The organism is Microbacterium sp. MYb72 (assembly GCF_002979415.1).
GTDB classification, from domain to species: domain Bacteria; phylum Actinomycetota; class Actinomycetes; order Actinomycetales; family Microbacteriaceae; genus Microbacterium; species Microbacterium natoriense.
Map to the genome: position 1 here is coordinate 60,315 of NZ_PCOT01000004.1, position 15,300 is coordinate 75,614.

10 protein-coding genes are annotated in these 15,300 nt (G+C 69.3%); 2 read left to right on the plus strand and 8 right to left on the minus strand.

The features are described from left to right. Positions 1 to 7 precede the first annotated feature (7 nt). The 5 genes from CQ047_RS03225 to CQ047_RS03245 form a co-directional block, all read right to left on the minus strand. On the minus strand, positions 8 to 715 hold the full coding sequence (locus CQ047_RS03225; RefSeq protein WP_105672846.1) for an HAD family hydrolase: 708 nt from the start codon (positions 713 to 715) through the stop codon (positions 8 to 10). Next, positions 712 to 1,836, minus strand: a complete 1,125-nt coding sequence (locus tag CQ047_RS03230) for a TIGR03364 family FAD-dependent oxidoreductase (protein WP_105672847.1) — start codon at positions 1,834 to 1,836, stop codon at positions 712 to 714. The genes CQ047_RS03225 and CQ047_RS03230 overlap by 4 nt, the downstream gene beginning before the upstream one ends. Next, complete coding sequence (locus CQ047_RS03235; protein WP_223585904.1) at positions 1,833 to 3,572, minus strand: ABC transporter permease; 1,740 nt, start codon at positions 3,570 to 3,572, stop codon at positions 1,833 to 1,835. Before CQ047_RS03235 ends, CQ047_RS03230 begins: the two co-directional genes overlap by 4 nt. After that, positions 3,569 to 4,396, minus strand: coding sequence for a phosphonate ABC transporter ATP-binding protein (gene phnC, locus CQ047_RS03240; protein ID WP_105672848.1), 828 nt, complete (start codon positions 4,394 to 4,396; stop codon positions 3,569 to 3,571). Before phnC ends, CQ047_RS03235 begins: the two co-directional genes overlap by 4 nt. Before the next feature lie 81 nt (positions 4,397 to 4,477). Beyond that, entirely contained in the window at positions 4,478 to 5,407 is a 930-nt protein-coding gene (locus CQ047_RS03245) for a phosphate/phosphite/phosphonate ABC transporter substrate-binding protein (protein ID WP_105672849.1), read from the minus strand. Between the two features lie 170 nt (positions 5,408 to 5,577). Here CQ047_RS03245 and CQ047_RS03250 point away from each other — a divergent pair, with 170 nt between their 5' ends. Next, positions 5,578 to 6,321 (plus strand): GntR family transcriptional regulator, encoded by a 744-nt coding sequence (locus CQ047_RS03250; protein ID WP_258132460.1) that lies wholly within the window; start codon positions 5,578 to 5,580, stop codon positions 6,319 to 6,321. A 205-nt stretch (positions 6,322 to 6,526) separates the two neighbouring features. Here the strand turns inward: CQ047_RS03250 and CQ047_RS03255 are convergent, their stop codons facing one another. Beyond that, complete coding sequence (locus CQ047_RS03255; protein ID WP_105672851.1) at positions 6,527 to 7,669, minus strand: sensor histidine kinase; 1,143 nt, start codon at positions 7,667 to 7,669, stop codon at positions 6,527 to 6,529. 231 nt (positions 7,670 to 7,900) lie between these two features. Between CQ047_RS03255 and CQ047_RS03260 the strand changes: the two genes are divergently transcribed. Next, positions 7,901 to 8,554, plus strand: a complete 654-nt coding sequence (locus CQ047_RS03260) for a response regulator transcription factor (protein WP_105672852.1) — start codon at positions 7,901 to 7,903, stop codon at positions 8,552 to 8,554. A gap of 99 nt (positions 8,555 to 8,653) precedes the next feature. On the opposite strand, the gene CQ047_RS03265 is transcribed toward CQ047_RS03260, so the two are convergent. Together CQ047_RS03265 and CQ047_RS03270 are read right to left on the minus strand one after the other, a co-directional pair. Beyond that, positions 8,654 to 9,508: an EamA family transporter gene (locus tag CQ047_RS03265; RefSeq protein ID WP_105672853.1), complete on the minus strand. Its 855-nt coding sequence runs from the start codon at positions 9,506 to 9,508 to the stop codon at positions 8,654 to 8,656. A gap of 225 nt (positions 9,509 to 9,733) precedes the next feature. Beyond that, on the minus strand, positions 9,734 to 15,271 hold the full coding sequence (locus CQ047_RS03270; protein WP_181155820.1) for a DUF11 domain-containing protein: 5,538 nt from the start codon (positions 15,269 to 15,271) through the stop codon (positions 9,734 to 9,736). Positions 15,272 to 15,300 lie beyond the last annotated feature (29 nt).

A 15,300-nucleotide genomic window follows, 5' to 3' on the forward strand; every position in this document is an offset into this window, starting at 1 on the left:
GTCCGGCTCAGACGCGGGAGACGAGAGGGAGCAGCCCGCGCTCGGCGAGCACGCCGCGCAGACCCGTGACGTCGGCGAGAACCGCGTCGGCGCCCGCGGCGGACAGCGCCCGGTGATCGTGCGCTCCGCTGAGCACGCCGGCGACGAAGCCCGCGCCCGCGCGGCGACCCGACTCGACGTCGCTCGTGGTGTCACCCGCGACGGCGACGGCCGACACCCGGGTGGCGCCTGTGCGCAGCAGCGCCGTGAGCACGAGGTCGGGGGCGGGGCGTCCGCGCCCGGCGTCCACGGGAGACAGCGCGAGGTCGACGAGGTCGCCCCAGCCCAGTCCGTTCAGCAGCACATCGCGCGTGACGGGAGCGAAGCCGGTGGTGAGCACGACCGCGAGACCGGCGTCCTTCAGGTCCTGGATCGCGTCGGCGGCGCCGGGGATCTCGGAGACCCCCTGCTCCGCGACGATCTCGGCGTAGGCCCCCTCGAACTCGGCGGTGGCGCGGGCTGCAGCGAGCGCGTCGCCGCCCGACAGGTGGGTGAAGACGTCGATCTTCGACTGCCCCATGGTGACGCGCACGTAGTCGAGGGCCTCGGCCCACGGCATCCGGTCGGCGACGCCCGTGCGCTCGGCTGCGCGCTGGAACGCCTGCTCGACGACGCCGTCGTCGAGCACCGTGGTGCCTGCCATGTCGAGGACGGCGAGTTCGAGAGGAGTGGTCATGATGTTCCTTCCATTGCGGGTGCCCACCCGAAGGCGGCGGTGAGATTCTCTTCAGCGAGCCCCAGACCCGTTGTCATTCCGATGCCGGTGGTCGCGGCGAGCACCAGCACCCCCTCCTCAGGACGTTCGACGAGGAACTCCTGCGGCCCCTTGGCGTAGACGCCCTGCCATCTCTCGATCACGCGGGGCTCCGGCATGTCGAACAGCGCCTGCGCCTCCGTCAAGAACGCGTCGAACGCGGACTCCGGCTGGAAGGGCGGAGGCGCTGCCGACGTGGCGTGCGAGTCGCCGATGATGAGCGTGCCGTCCGGCAGCTGCGTGTACATCTGGTTGAGGTCGATCGCCGCGAGATCAGGCCGCTCGGCGTGCAGGCGCTCGCGCAGTGCCGCGGCTTCGGCGGACCCGGCGAAGCGCCCGTAGCGCACGAGCGACCACCCGGTCAGCAGCGGGGCGGCGAGCGGATGCCGCAGCGTCACCGCCGCGCGCATCATGTCCAGCGCGCAGCGCTCGACGCCGATGCGCTCGGCGATCTCGGGCAGCAGCTGATCGAGATCGTGGTTCACCGCGACGACGATCTGCCCGGCCTCGATCGCGCCACGGGTGGTGTCCACCCGCCCTGTTGCGATCGACGTCACCGACGTGCGGAAGAGGAACGAGACGCCGAGCTCGGCGAGATGGCGGACGATCGCGGATGCCGCGGTGCGGGGATCCGTCTGCAGATCCGTTGCGATGTGCGCTCCGCCGAGAAGACCCACGGACCGCAGCGGTGCGAGGCGCAGCAGCTCGTCGGCATCCAGCATCCGGATGTCGTCTCCGTCTGCAGCCTCCAGCACGGCCAGCTCGTCGCGGTGCCGGGCGGCGACGAGCGTCCCCGACTCGCGCAGCCAGAACCCCGCGTCGCGCGACAGCATCAGCCACAGCTCTCGCGAGAGGTCGGCGTAGCGGCGGGCTTCGCCGGTCTGCGCGCCGATGCAGAGGTGCCCGAAGTTGCGGATCGTCGCTCCGACCGGTGCATCCGCCCGGTCCACGACGGTGACGCGCAGCCCGCGGCGCACGGCGGCGTACGCGGCTCCGAGTCCGACGATGCCGGAGCCCACGACGACCACGTCGGCGCGGCTCACCGGAACACCTTCCGCATCCACATCGCGAGCCCCTCGACGACGAGCACCGTGGCGAGGATCATCAGCACGATCGCGGTGACCGTCTCGTACCGGGAGCCCTGGCTGGCGTTGAGCAGGTAGTAGCCGACGCCTCCACCGCCGACGATGCCGAGGATCGTCGCCGCGCGGATGTTCGTGTCGAGCATGTAGAAGCTGTGTCCGATCAGCGCACGGGTGCCCTGCGGCACGGTCGCCGAGGTGTAGGTCTGCAGGCGGGTCGCCCCGACGGCGCGCAGCGCACGCTCCGGGCCACGGTCGACCTCTTCGAAGGAGTCCGCGATGAGCTTGCCGAGCAGCCCGATGCCGCCGATGGCGAGGGCGATCACTCCCGCCTGCGGTCCGAGACCGGTGATCACGACGAGCACGATCGCGAGGATCAGCTCGGGGATGCCGCGGATGCCGACGAGCAGAAAGCGCGCGACGCCTCGCGCACCCCTGCTCGGCGCCACATTGCTGGCGGCGAGCGAGCCGAGCACCAGGGACGGGAGCAGGGTGAGCACGGTGGCCGCGAGGGCGATCGCGACCGTGTCGCGCATGGCGACGATCATGACGGTGGCGTCGTAGTTGCCGAAGGACGGCGGCCAGAACTTCGCGGCGACCTCGGGGACGCGCCCCCAGAACGTGACGAAGTCGAGCCAGTTGATGTCGCTGACGACGACCCCGCCGATCACGACGAGCACGGCGACGGCTCCGGCGATCGTGTGCCGCACGCGCTGGCCGGTCCACGGTCGGCGCACGGCCGTCTGCGGGCTCGCGGCCCACGCCGCACGCACCTCCGGCGCCGCGGGGGTGCGGCCGCCCAGGCGGGGGTGCACGATGCGGTCGATCCACGAGCGCGTCTGCTGCTGCTGTCCGAGCATCGCGCCGCGCACCAGACTGGAGACGATCTCCATCACGATGCAGAGCACGAAGATGACCAGGGCGATGCCGAGGCCCTTGCCGTAGTTGAGGGCCTTGAACGCGTAGGACATCTCGAGGCCGAGTCCGGCGACGCCGACGTAGCCGAGCACCACGCTGCCGCGCAGGTTGATGTCGTTGCGGTGCAGCACGGTCGCGACCCAGCTGGGCAGCACCTGCGGCAGGACGCCGGAGGTGAACTCCTGCATCTTCGACCCGCCGGCGGCTCGGATCGCGAGACGGGGTCCCTCGTCGATCTGCTCGATCGCGTCGGCGAACATCTTCGAGATCATGCCGATCGAGTGGATGCCGATGGCGAGGATGCCGGGGAGCGTTCCGAGCGAGAACATGAGCACGAACGCCATCGCGAGCACGACGTCGGGGATCGCACGGGTGAGGACGCCGATGAAGCGCGCGGCGAGACGCCAGCCGTTGCCGGGGGTGGTGTTCGATGCGGCGAGGTACGCGATGGGCACGGAGAGGACGGCCGCAAGCAGCGTCCCCGTGAGCACGAGGCCCACGGTCAGCGCGATCAGCCAGATCAGGTCTCCGGCCTCGGGGAAGGAGAGACCGCGCACACGGGCGAAGAAGTTCTCCGCGTTGCCCCAGCTCTCCACCATCGCCGGGATCGAGATGCCCACCTCGTTGACCGCGAGGATGCCGAGCACGACCAGTGCGACGAGCGTGAGGGATGCCGCGATGCGCTCCGGAGAGATGCGGGGCCGCGGGGCGCGTTCGGAGACGGAGCCGCGAGGCCCCTGGGTCGCGGCCCCGGTCGGGGCGCCGGTGAGGGTGGTCACTGCGCAGCCACCTCGGCGACGGCATCCGCGAGCTCGACCTGCACGGCCTGGATCTCGGCGGTGGTCGTCGCGACCCGCCCGTAGATCTCCATGACCGCGGCCTTGCTCAGTCCGTCGGTCACGGTGTCGAGCACGATCTCGCCGTGCCGCAGGCCGACGATGCGGTCGGCCCAGGAGATCGCGAGGTCGACCTGGTGCAGGCTGCACACGACGGTGAGGCCGGCATCCGCCGCGATCTCGCGGATCAGCGCCATGACCTGGTCGCTGGACTCGGGGTCGAGGGAGGCGACGGGCTCGTCCGCCAGCAGGATGTCGGGCTTCTGCATGAGAGCGCGGGCGATGGCGACGCGCTGCTGCTGTCCGCCCGAGAGGGTGTCGCTGCGCTGGTAGGCGCGGTCGAGGAGACCCACGCGGTCGAGGTGCTCGAGCGCCTGCAGCTTGGCGGCCCTCGAGTAGCCCCACAGGCCCAGCCGCGGGCCGCGCACCGTGGAGAGCGATCCGGTGAGCACGTTCTCGAGCACGGTCAACGACGGCACCAGCTCGAACTGCTGGAAGATGAACCCGACGCGGCTGCGCAGCCGGCGCAGCGCGCCGCCCTTCAGCGCCGGGACCTGCTGGCCGAGCACCTCGACCGAGCCGGAGGTGGGGACCTCGAGCCCGTCGAGGTGGCGGAGCAGTGTGGACTTGCCGGAGCCGGAGAGCCCCAGCAGCACGACGATCTCGCCCCGGGAGACCTGGAGCGACGCGTCCTTCAGCGCCGTGGTCGACCCGAAGGTCTTCGTGACGCCGTCGAGGCGGATGAGGGCATCGGATGCCGCGTTCATGTCAGATCTCCTGTATGAGTCGGTCCCGGCCGTCGAGCGAGTCGTGACCTCGCTCGACGGCCGGGTGCGTGGCTCAGGGCGTCAGCCCTGGCACTGCTCCGCTTCGGTCTTCTTGCAGATGTCGCGGATGAGGTCGTAGTACTTGTCGTCGACCGGCTTCGTGGCGTAGAACACGCTGCGGAACGAGTCCGTGTCGGCGCTCTTGATGCCCGCGGCGATGATGTCGTCGATCGTGACCTCGGCGAGGCCGTCGCTGAGCTTCTTCGTGACGTCGTCGGGGAGGGTCGAGGAGTAGACCAGCGGAGCTCCGGGCACCATGGTCTCGTCGATGACCTTCACGGCGTCGGACTTCTCGACCTCGGAGTCCTCGGCGAAGCCCGCCTCGCACTCGACGCCCTCGCCGACCTTCTGCACGCTCACGTCGTGCTTGCCCGCGAAGACGGGGGTGATGTCGGTCTTCGGGTCGATGCCGGCCTGGAGCAGGTTGTACGACGGGAAGAGGTAGCCGGAGGTCGAGGACGGGTCGACGAAGCAGACCTTCTTGCCCTTGAAGTCCGCGATGCTCGAGATGCTGCTGCCCTTGGGGACGATCGCCTGCGAGTAGTAGCCGGGCTCCTGACCCTCTTCGGTGACGATGGAGGAGATGGGGGTGAGCTTGGCGCCGTTGGCGGTGGCCGTGACGTAGGTGAAGCCCGAGAACGAGGCGACGTCGATCTTGCCCGCGACCGCGGCCTCGATGAGAGCGGCGTAGTCGGTGGACTCGTGGTACTCGACCGTCTTGCCGGTGATCTTCGCGATGTAGTCCATCAGCGGCTGGTAGTTGGTCTCGGTGTCGACCGAGTCGGGGACGACGCCGAAGACGAGGGTGTTCTCGTCGACCGCGTAGCTGGAGGTCGCGGCTGCCTCGTCGGTGCCGCCGTTGCTGGTGGCGTCGGCCGAACCGGAACAGGCGGCGAGGCCGAGGGCGAGGACCGCGGCGCCGGCGAGGGCGGGGAGAGCACGGAGCTTCATGAGGACCTTTCGGGTGTGTGGGGGTTGATCCACGGATGACTCTCTCAGGTCACGGGTCGAGAAAGGTACCTAACTTGCAAGAGTTCAGAGGTCGTTTACCGAGGGTTCTCCCGGATGAACACCGGAGAAACCTCTCGCTCCTCAACGACCTGACCAAGTAGTATGCCTATGTGGCAGAAGCTGTGTACACCCAGATCGCCGACGAGCTGCGCACCCAGATCGCCTCCGGCATCCTGCGTCCGGGCGATGACGTTCCCACCGAGGCCGAACTGGCCGAGCGCTGGAGCACATCGCGCGGCCCGATCCGCAATGCCCTGGCCGCCCTGCGGGGCGAGGGGCTGATCGAGACCAGCCGAGGTCGCCCCGCGCGCGTCGTCGCGCGGAAGGCAAGCCAGGCCGTCGACATGTCCGTGCCGTTCACCCGCTGGGCGCGCGACCTCGGCGTGACCCCCGGCGCGCAGACGCAGGAGCTGAGCCTGCGGCGCGCGGGCTCCAAGGCCGAGCTCCTCGGGGTCGCTCCGGACGACACCATCGTCAGCGTCGTACGGCTGCGGTCGCTGGACGGACGCCCGACCATGCTCGAGCGACTCTTCTACACGGAGGTCGCCGGGCGGAGGCTCTTCGAGGTCGACCTCGACAGCGTGTCGATCACCGAGTACCTCGCATCCGTCGGGCATCCGATCGTCGGATTGCAGCACGTGATCGACGCCGTGGCAGCGGACGAGCAGGATGCCGCGCTGCTGCGTGTTCCGCAGGGGACGCCGATCCTGCGCCTGAGTCGCATCTCGAGGGACGCAGAGGGGCGCATCTTCGAAGCGTCGGAGGACCGCTACCTCAGCGAGGTCGTGCGCTTCACGGTCGCCGCATCCGGGATCTCGACGGACGGGCACTACATGCGCGCGGTGGGCGGATAGCCGCCTGATCGGGACGTGTCCCGTACACAGAACGCGATCGCGAGCGCAGTGGTTTCAGAAGCCTTAGAAGATCGCGCTCGCGATCGCAGCGCTGGGGACGCTTATTCTGGGGAGATTCCAGGATAGGTCGCGTGAGGGTGCCCTTGATAGGGACGTTCGTTCAGACTTGCCTAGACTTTCGTCTAGGTCTTGATTGAGGCGCTGATCAGGCCATTGGCAGTCTAGCGGCAACCTGCCATGCGCCGTCGACCTCGCCCGCCGTGAACTCGCCGCTCGCTCCGAGCACGCGCTCGGCCATGCGGTTGAGACCGGTACCACTGGAGGGGAGATCCCTCCGCGGAGTCGTCGGCATCGGACTGCTGATCGTCAGCGCGGCCGAGTCGTCGTCGATGTCAAGGCTGATCGCGACCTCCCCCGGGCCGGCGTGCTTGAGGATGTTGGTCGCCGACTCTCGGACGATGCGCGCGAAGGCGATCTCCGCGACACGGGGGATGCGCTCATCCCGGGGGTCGCCGGTCGCGACGACGGGGTGGCCTGCGGCCTCGATCTCCGCTTTCGCTTCGTCGACCGCCGAATCGAGGTCGCCCGTCTGCATTCCGGCAGAGCGGGGTCCGTCGTCGGCGAGTTCGATCACGAAGCGCAGATCGGCCATGGCCTTGCGTGCGGCGACGCGGATGGCCTCCTGGGATTCGGAGGTCATCGTCGGGTCGTCGAGCATCTGCACGTGCAGGGCGACCACGGTGAGGTGGTGCGCGATGCTGTCGTGGAGTTCTCCTGCGATCCAGCGCCTCTCGGCGAGGACCGCTTCGTGCTCCTTCTCGACCTGCACGACGAGCTCGCGCTCGAGTCGGCTTCCTCTCTCGGCGCCGAGCCGCAGCGCATAGCCGATGGCGCCCGACACGGCGGCCAGGATCATCTGGACGCCGACGTTCACGGGCACCCTCGTATCCCCGAACGCGATGAGCGCCGAGGACAGGAGGAAGACTCCGATGTAGGAGAAGATCAGGGACCCTCTGCCCAGTCGCATCACCATTCCGGCCGCGACTGCGGCGGCGGTGAGGACCTGGGTCTCGGTTCCGCTGAAGAAAGAGAGGCCGAAGATGACGGCCATTGCCACGGTCGCCCAGACGGGCGACCACAGATAGAGAGCGAATACTGCGGTGGAGGCGATGCTGATCGCCGCCGCACCGAGTTCCACACCCGGCGGGAGGAAGAGACCGATGATGTCGATCGAGACGACGATGCCGATGGCCGCGAGGACGACGATCCTCTCGACGGCACCCAGTCTCTCGCCGCGCCCGATGCGAAGCACACCCGGTGATTCGCGGAGCGACTGGTCAAAGGCCATGGTTCACTGTCTCCCTTTAGCCAGGTATTCTTAGCGATATACGCCGAACATCTTGCCAACCTGCTGCCAGAAAGTCATAGTAGTTCACCTCCGTAGGTAGTTCTTTCGTCTAGGTACCTATTGATCTTCTCGGCTCCGCTCGCGGCGCACATCTGTCTTGAGTCCAGACCTCACTAGACAAAGGTCTAGATCTGCCCCTGACCTCCCGGCCAGCGCCGATAGGCTTCCCTCATGCCGGACATCCGCGTGCTCATCGTCGACGACGACCCTCTCGTGCGCTCCGCACTCTCCCATTTCGTCGCGAGGGATCCGGCGATCGACGTCATCGGGCAGGCCGAGAACGGGCTCGAGGCGATCGCGTTCATCGAGAAGGACCAGCCGGATGTCGTGATGATGGACGTCCAGATGCCCGAGATGAACGGCATCGAGGCCACCGCGGCGATCGCCGATCGGTGGCCGGGGGTGCGGGTGCTCGCCGTCACCACCCTCGACGGCAGCGACACCGTGCTGCCGATGCTGAGCGCCGGCGCCTCCGGCTACCTCCTCAAGGATTCGAGCGCGGAGAGCATCGTCACCGGCGTGCGTGAAGTGCACAGCGGCGCGAGCTCGCTGTCGCCGCGCATCGCGTCCCTCCTCGTCAAGCACGTGCGCAGCACGGAACCGCTCCCCGGCGACACGGAGCTCGAAGAGCTCACCGAGCGCGAGGCCGAGGTACTCGAACGCCTCGCCCAGGGCATGTCGAACTCCGAGATCGCGCAGTCGCTGATCGTGTCCGAGGGCACGGTCAAGGCTCACCTCGGCCGCATCATGGCGAAGTGGCAGGTGCGCGATCGCGTGCAGATCCTCGTCACCGCAGCGCACGCGGGGCTCGTCGACTTCCGCTGAGCCCTCGAGCGGCTCCCCCCTTCCGGTCGCGAACCTGGTCGAGACTCGCCGGCTTTCGCGACCAGGTTCGCGACCGGAGTCGCGGAATGCAGGACGGACCTACAGCGCGAGCAGCACGATGCCCGCGACCACGACGACCGATGCGCCGAGCCTCCAGCCAGGGCGGTCCTCCTTCAGCACGAGCACCCCGAACAGGCTCACGAGCACCACGCTCACCTCGCGCAGCGGAGCCACCAGCGCGACGGGAGCGATCTGGATCGCCGTCAGGACGAGGATGTACGACAGCGGAGACAGGATGCTGAACGCCACGATCCGCCTCCACTGCGTGCGCCACAGGGCTGCGACGGCATCCCACCGCCTGCGCACCCCGAGCGTGTAGAACGGGATCTCCAGCACCATCGTGCCGACCATGAACGCGACCGGCGACAGCGACCAGGTGCGCACGGCGTTCGCGTCCCAGATCGTGTACGCCGCGATCGCGACGCCGGTGAGCAGCCCGAACACGAGCCCGAGGTCGAAGACCCGATCCCCGCCACGGTCGACCAGCCCGATCGCGACGACCCCGACGATCACCGCCGCGACGCCGATCAGCGCGACGACAGACGGGCGCTCCCCGAGCAGCAGCACCGCGACGATCACCGACAGGAACGGCCCTGTGCCCCTCGCTGTGGCGTAGACGGTCGAGAGGTTGCCCTCCTGGTACCCGCGCTGCAGCACGGCCATGTAGACGACGTGCAGGGCCGCGGAGACGCCCACGCCGAGCAGGAACCCGCCGAGGTCGTCGGTGCCGAGCCCGCCCGTGAACGGGATGGCTCCGATCCAGAAGGCTGTTCCGCCGACGGCTCCCCACCACAGGAACGGCACCCCGGCACGACTCACCCCGTGTGCGATCACGTTCCAGGCGGCATGGGACACGGCCGCGGCGAAGACGAGGACGAAGGCGAGAGAGGACATGACAGACCCTTCCATCCGCCGCGGGCGCGACGAACAGGGTCCTCCGGGCTTTTGTCCTGTCAGATGACGGCTCTCCTGCGGAGAAGAGCCGTGGCGCCGCTCGGACCAGACGGGACGGACCCCGGAACCCTAGGCGCTATCGCGGTACACCCTAGCCCATCGACGTGAACGCGAAGGCGCCCGGTGCGACCTTCCGCACCGGGCGCCTCTCATCCGACGCGAGGGTCAGACCTCGATCTCGTCGCGACGGAGCCGCGCGATCAGGAGCACGAACGCGCCGATCGCGAGCAGGGCGAGCGCCCAGCCCACGCCGTTGATGACGCCACCGGTCGTCGCGAGCACGTTCAGGTCGACGGATGCCGTCGCCGCCGCCGTGACCGTGACGGCGCCAGCCGTGCCGGTCGCCGTCGCGACGTTGACGACCTTGCCCGCCGCGACGTCGGCCGCCGTGAGGACGTAGACGACCGGACCGCAGTCGGCCTTCGCCCCGGGCGCGAGGTCGGGGATCTCGCAGGCGATCGTACCGCCCAGCATCGGATCGCTGATCGCCACGGCCGTCAGCGTCCTCGCACCGGTGTTCGTCACGGTGAAGCGGAACCTCACCGTGTCGCCCGCGCTGATCTTGCCGTTGCCGTCAGCATCCGCGTACTCCCCGCCGGTCTTCGCGAGGGCGATGGCCGGCTGCGCCTCGATGGGCGTGACCACCGTGTCCTCCGCCGTCGGCGGGATCTCGCTCGTACCTGTGCCGGTGGTGGTGGCGGTGTTCACGATCTGGCCTGCGTCGACCTCGGCCTGCGTGATCACGGCGGGCTCGCCGTGGCAGAGCGTCGCCTCGCCGGGGGCCAGCTCCGTCGTGTCGCAGACGATGTCGCCGCTCAGACGCGGGTCGGAGACCGAGATGCCGGTGAGCGTCGTCGTTCCCGTGTTCGTGACGGTGAACGTGTACGCGATGGTGTCGCCGGCATCCGTGCGTCCGTTGCCGTTCGCGTCGACGATCGCCGCCGCCGACTTGAGCAGCGAGAGGGCGTCGGTCCCTGCCACGCGCACATCGGCCTCGTCCGTGGCGTCGGCCGTGCCGCTCCAGGACTGCCCCTCGACGGTCGCGGTGTTGTGGACCGTTCCGGCGTCGACGTCGGCTTGAGTCAGCACGTAGTCGACAGGGCCGCAGACGACCTCTTGTCCCGGCTCCAGCTGAAGGCCGTCGAGTGCCGGGCACTCGATCTCTCCGCCGAGCAGCGGATCATTGAGAACGATCTCGCGGAGCTGCGTCGTTCCGGTGTTCCTCACCGTGAAGAAGTAGGGCACGGTGTCACCGGCTCCGACCATGCCGTCCGCGCCCGGATCGACGGCACCGGGCGTCTTCGTCAGAGCGATCGCAGTGGTGCCGGAGAACAGGACCTCGGCGGAGCCGGTGTCGCTGACCTCGCCGATCGGGCTGTCGCCGGTAGCCGTGGCGAAGTTCGGGCGGCGCTCAGCTTCGATGTCCGTCTGCGTCAGCGCGTAGGTGAACGGTCCGCAGGCTGCGCTGGCCCCTGGCAGGAGATCGCCGACGGTGCACAGCGCTCCCGCGCCGAGAAGCGGGTCCGACACGGTGACACCCACCAGGGTGGTGTTGCCCGTGTTGCGCACCGTGAAGGAGTAGTCGATCGTGTCGCCGGCGCCGATGAACCCGTCGCCGTTCGCATCGGTGACCTGACCCGCCGTCTTCGTGAGGTCGATGCCGGCGGTCTGATCGATGTTGGCGGATGCGGACGCCGTGTCCTCGACGAAGGCGTTGTCGGGCGCCTGGGCGATGGTGGATGCGGTGTTCCTCACCACGCCGTTGTCGATGTCCTCCTGCGTGAGGGTGTAGTCGACAGGAGCGCAGGTGACCGAGTCGCCCGGTTCCAGGAGCACCCCGTCCAGCGCGACACAGGCGACGGGGCCACCGAGCATCGGGTCGTCGATCTGCCCGTTGTGCAGTGTGGTCGTCCCGGTGTTCGTGAGCGTGAACGTGTACCGGATCGTGTCCCCGGCATTGACCTGGTTGTCGCTGTTGATGTCGACGACCGTGCTGGGCGTCTTGGTGAGGCTGACGCTGTTCACGCTCGGGACGATCACGTTCGCCTCGGCGTCGTCGGTCGCGGTTCCCTGTGCGGACTGGCCGGTGACGGTGGCCTCGTTGTGCACGGTGCCGTTGTCGAGGTCGGCCTGCGTGAGCGTGTAGGTCACCGGCGCGCAGACGGCCTCCGCTCCCGGAGCGAGCGGGGTCGCGAGCGCGGCACAGGTCACGGCCCCACCCAGCAGCGGGTCGGTGATCTGCGTGCTCGTGAACGTCACGTTGCCCGTGTTGCGCACCGTGAAGCTGTAGGCCACCGTGTCACCGGCGTCGATCCGGCCGTTGCCGTTCGCGTCGACGGGGGCGGCCGCCTGCTTCACGAGCTCGATCCGCGGAGTGCCGGCGATCGGCACGATGCTCGTCGAGGTGTTGTCCGACGGGTCGGGGTCGGGCGTGGTCGAGGTGACGGTGGCCGTGTTCGACAGCTGCGTGTCGGCCGTTGCCGGGTCGACCGTTCCCGTCACGGTGGCCGTGAACGTGGCGCCGACCGCGAGCGTGCCGACGGCGCAGCTCAGCTGGCCCGCGGTGATCGAGCATCCGGCGGTAGGGGTGGTCGGCGTCAGCAGTGCCGCGGGCAGCGGGTCGGAGATCGCTACGGCGGATGCCGGGCTCGGACCGTTGTTCGTCACGACGATCGTGTAGGTGATCGGCGCGTTGAGATTCGCGGGGTTGGCGGACGCCGTCTTCACGACCGAGAGATCGGCGGAAGGCGTGCCGACGACCGTCGCCGTGTCGGTGTTGTTCGACGGGTCGGGGTCGGGCGTCTGCGAGGTGCCGGTGGCGGTGTTGGTCATCGAGCCGGTCGCGACGACCTGCGCCGTGACGGTGAGGGTCGCCGACTCGCCGGGCAGAAGTGTGCCGACGGTCCAGCGGGAGTCGGCCGCCGACCAGGTGCCGACCGACGGGGTGGCGCCGGTGGTCGCGAGACCCACCGGAACCGCGTCGTCGACGACGACGCCCGCAGCGGTGGACGGTCCGTCGTTGCGCACGGTGATGACGAAGCTCGCCTCGCCCTGGAGCGGGACGCTCGGCGTGCTCGTCGTCTTCTCGACGACCACGTCGGCGCTCGGGGTGAGCGGCTTGTCGACCGTGGACGTGTTGTCCGACGGATCGGGGTCGGGCGTCGGCGAGGTCACCGTCGCCGTGTTGGTCAGCGTTCCGGTCGCGCTCTCGGCGATCGTCCCGTCGAGGCGGACGGTCACGATCTGACCGACGGTGAGGTCGCCGAGCGGGCACGTGAGGGTGCTGCCGGTGAGCGTGCACCCGGCAGGGGTCGCTCCGAGGGTGAAGCCGGCCGGGAGCGTGTCGGTGAGCACCACGCCGCGGGCGACGGACGGACCGCCGTTGGTCACGGTCAGGGTGTAGCCGAAGGCGCCTCCGGGCACGGCCTGAGCGTCGGCGGTCTTGACGACGCTGATGTCGGCGCTCTGCACGACCTCGACATCGGCCGAGTCGGAGTTGTTCGACGGGTTCGAGTCCTCGGCGGGCGAGGCCACGGATGCCGTGTTCGTCAGGGTTCCCGTGGGGGCGTCGGCCGCGACGAGCGCCTGCAGGGTGACGGTGCTGGAGGCGCCGTCGGCGAGCAGCGGCCAGGTGCACTGGATGCGCGACGGCGACGGCGTCGCGCAGCTGCCGGAGGTCGTGGCGACGCTGGAGACGGTGAGACCCGCGGGCAGCGTGTCGTCGAGCACCGCGTTCACGGCATCCGAGGCGCCGTTGTTCGTGACGACGAGCGTGTACGTGACCGTGCCGCCCGCGGAGACCTGCGCCGCGGATGCCGTCTTGGTGACGGCGAGATCGGCGATGATCGTCGGGTCGAAGCTCGTCGAGTCGACGTTGTTCGACGGGTCGGGGTCGGGCGTGCTGCTCGTGACGCTCGCCGAGTTCTGCACGGCGGCGACGGCGTCGGGGTCGAGGTGCGCGACCACGGTCACCGTCACGGTGGCGTTCGGCGCGAGGGTGCCGAGGAGGCACCCGATCACGTCGCCGCTCAGCGAGCAGGTGCCCTGCTGCGGAGTCGCGCTGACGAAGGCGGTCGCGGGGTCGAGCGGATCGGTGATCCTGACGTCGCGCGCCTCGGAGGGGCCGGCGTTGTGGACCGTGAGCGTGTACGAGACGTCGTCGCCGGCGACCGGAGCGGTCGGCAGGAAGGTCTTGACGATCGAGAGGTCGGCCTCGGCGTTCAGCGTGCCCGACGCGGTGGCGGTGTTGTTCGCCTGGTTCGGATCGAACCGCGAGCCGGCGACGGATGCCGTGTTGGTCAGCGCCGCACCCGGGTTCAGCGTCGGGGACACGGTTCCGGTCAGCGTGATCGTCGCGCTGGCGCCGACGGCGAGGTCGGGGAGGGAGCAGGTGACCGTTCCGCCGACCGTGCAGGATCCGCCGCTCGGGGTGGCCTGGACGTTCGTGAGCCCTGCGGGGATCGCGTCCGTGACCGTCACCCCGGTTCCCGTCTGCGGCCCGTTGTTCGTCACGGTGATCGTGAAGGTCGCGGGGCGTCCAGCCACCAGCGCGGCCGTGTCGAGGGTCTTCGTGATGGCGAGATCGGCCGCCGGGTTCACCGGGGTCTGGGTCTCGTTGGTGATCGATGTGCGGTCGATGTTGGTGACCGGCTCGCGGAAGGCGACGCTGGCCTCGTTGACGATGGTGGTGGTCGCGGCATCCGCTCGCACCTTCGCGTCGAAGGTGTACGAGGTCACGGCGCCGACGCCGATGGAACCGCCGGCCGATGCCGTCCCGTTCTCGCCGAGGCGCACCCTGACGGTGCGCGAACCGGCGACGTACTCGCCGCGATCGTCGCCGGTGGCATCGGTCAGCGCCCCGGTTCCTGGCCCGCTCACGAGCTTCAGGGAACCGGGGACGTAGTCCACGCCCGCGGGGACGATGTCGGTGGAGACCGACTGGAGCGCCGGGTTGCCGCCGCCGTTGGTGGTGGTCACGGTGTAGCGGAGCGTGTCGCCGATGTTGGCGGTCGTGCCGCCGCCCGTGAGGTTCTGCACCGACTTGGTGGAGACCAGACAGGGGCCGGTGCCGAAGGAGATGTCGTCGAGGAGGTTGCCGACCGAGTTGTTGCCGGTCGACGTGCTGACGGCCTGGAATCCGAAGCGGGTGAGGGTCTGACCCGCGGGCACCGTGTACGAGCCGGTGTGCGTGGCCCACGCCGCGGTGCCATCGGAGAGCGAGCCGCTGACGTTGGTGAGCGTGCCGCCGGGGACGCCGATCATCACGCGCATGGTGTCGACGCCGACGCGCCCGCGGTGCTTGAGCGACCAGTACAGCGTCTGCCCGGGGGTGGTCGCGACGTCCTGGTAGAGCATGCTGGTCTGGTTCGCGTTGAGCTCGGCGAACTGCGTGCCCTGCGCGGCCTGCCAGCCGTTCGGGTTGCCGGGGTAGCGCCAGAGTTCGATCTGGTTGTCCGTGGCGGTCGTCAGCCAGCCGGGCACGTTGGACTCGTTGGTGATGAGCACCCCGCCGCTGAAGACCGGCTGCTCGAAGCTGCCGTTGGTGAGCGACAGCGATCCGGCGCACTGCGTCGGATTCTGTGCCGCGGATGCCGTGGTCGGCGCGACCGTCTCGGTGACCACCGTGAGTCCGGCTGCCAACAGCAGGGCCGACGTGACGGCGGCGACGGCGCGGCGGACGCGCGAATGAGCGATTGAAGACACTGAAGTCCCCCTGTTTCTCCCCGGAGGCT

Bases quoted from the DNA above. Each gene is read 5' to 3' on its own strand.
- CQ047_RS03245 (WP_105672849.1), bottom strand. From the start codon at position 5,407: ATGAAGCTCCGTGCTCTCCCCGCCCTCGCCGGCGCCGCGGTCCTCGCC.
- CQ047_RS03255 (WP_105672851.1), bottom strand. From the start codon at position 7,669: ATGGCCTTTGACCAGTCGCTCCGCGAATCACCGGGTGTGCTTCGCATC.
- CQ047_RS03265 (WP_105672853.1), bottom strand. From the start codon at position 9,508: ATGTCCTCTCTCGCCTTCGTCCTCGTCTTCGCCGCGGCCGTGTCCCAT.
- CQ047_RS03260 (WP_105672852.1), top strand. From the start codon at position 7,901: ATGCCGGACATCCGCGTGCTCATCGTCGACGACGACCCTCTCGTGCGC.
- CQ047_RS03225 (WP_105672846.1), bottom strand. From the start codon at position 715: ATGACCACTCCTCTCGAACTCGCCGTCCTCGACATGGCAGGCACCACG.
- phnC (WP_105672848.1), bottom strand. From the start codon at position 4,396: ATGAACGCGGCATCCGATGCCCTCATCCGCCTCGACGGCGTCACGAAG.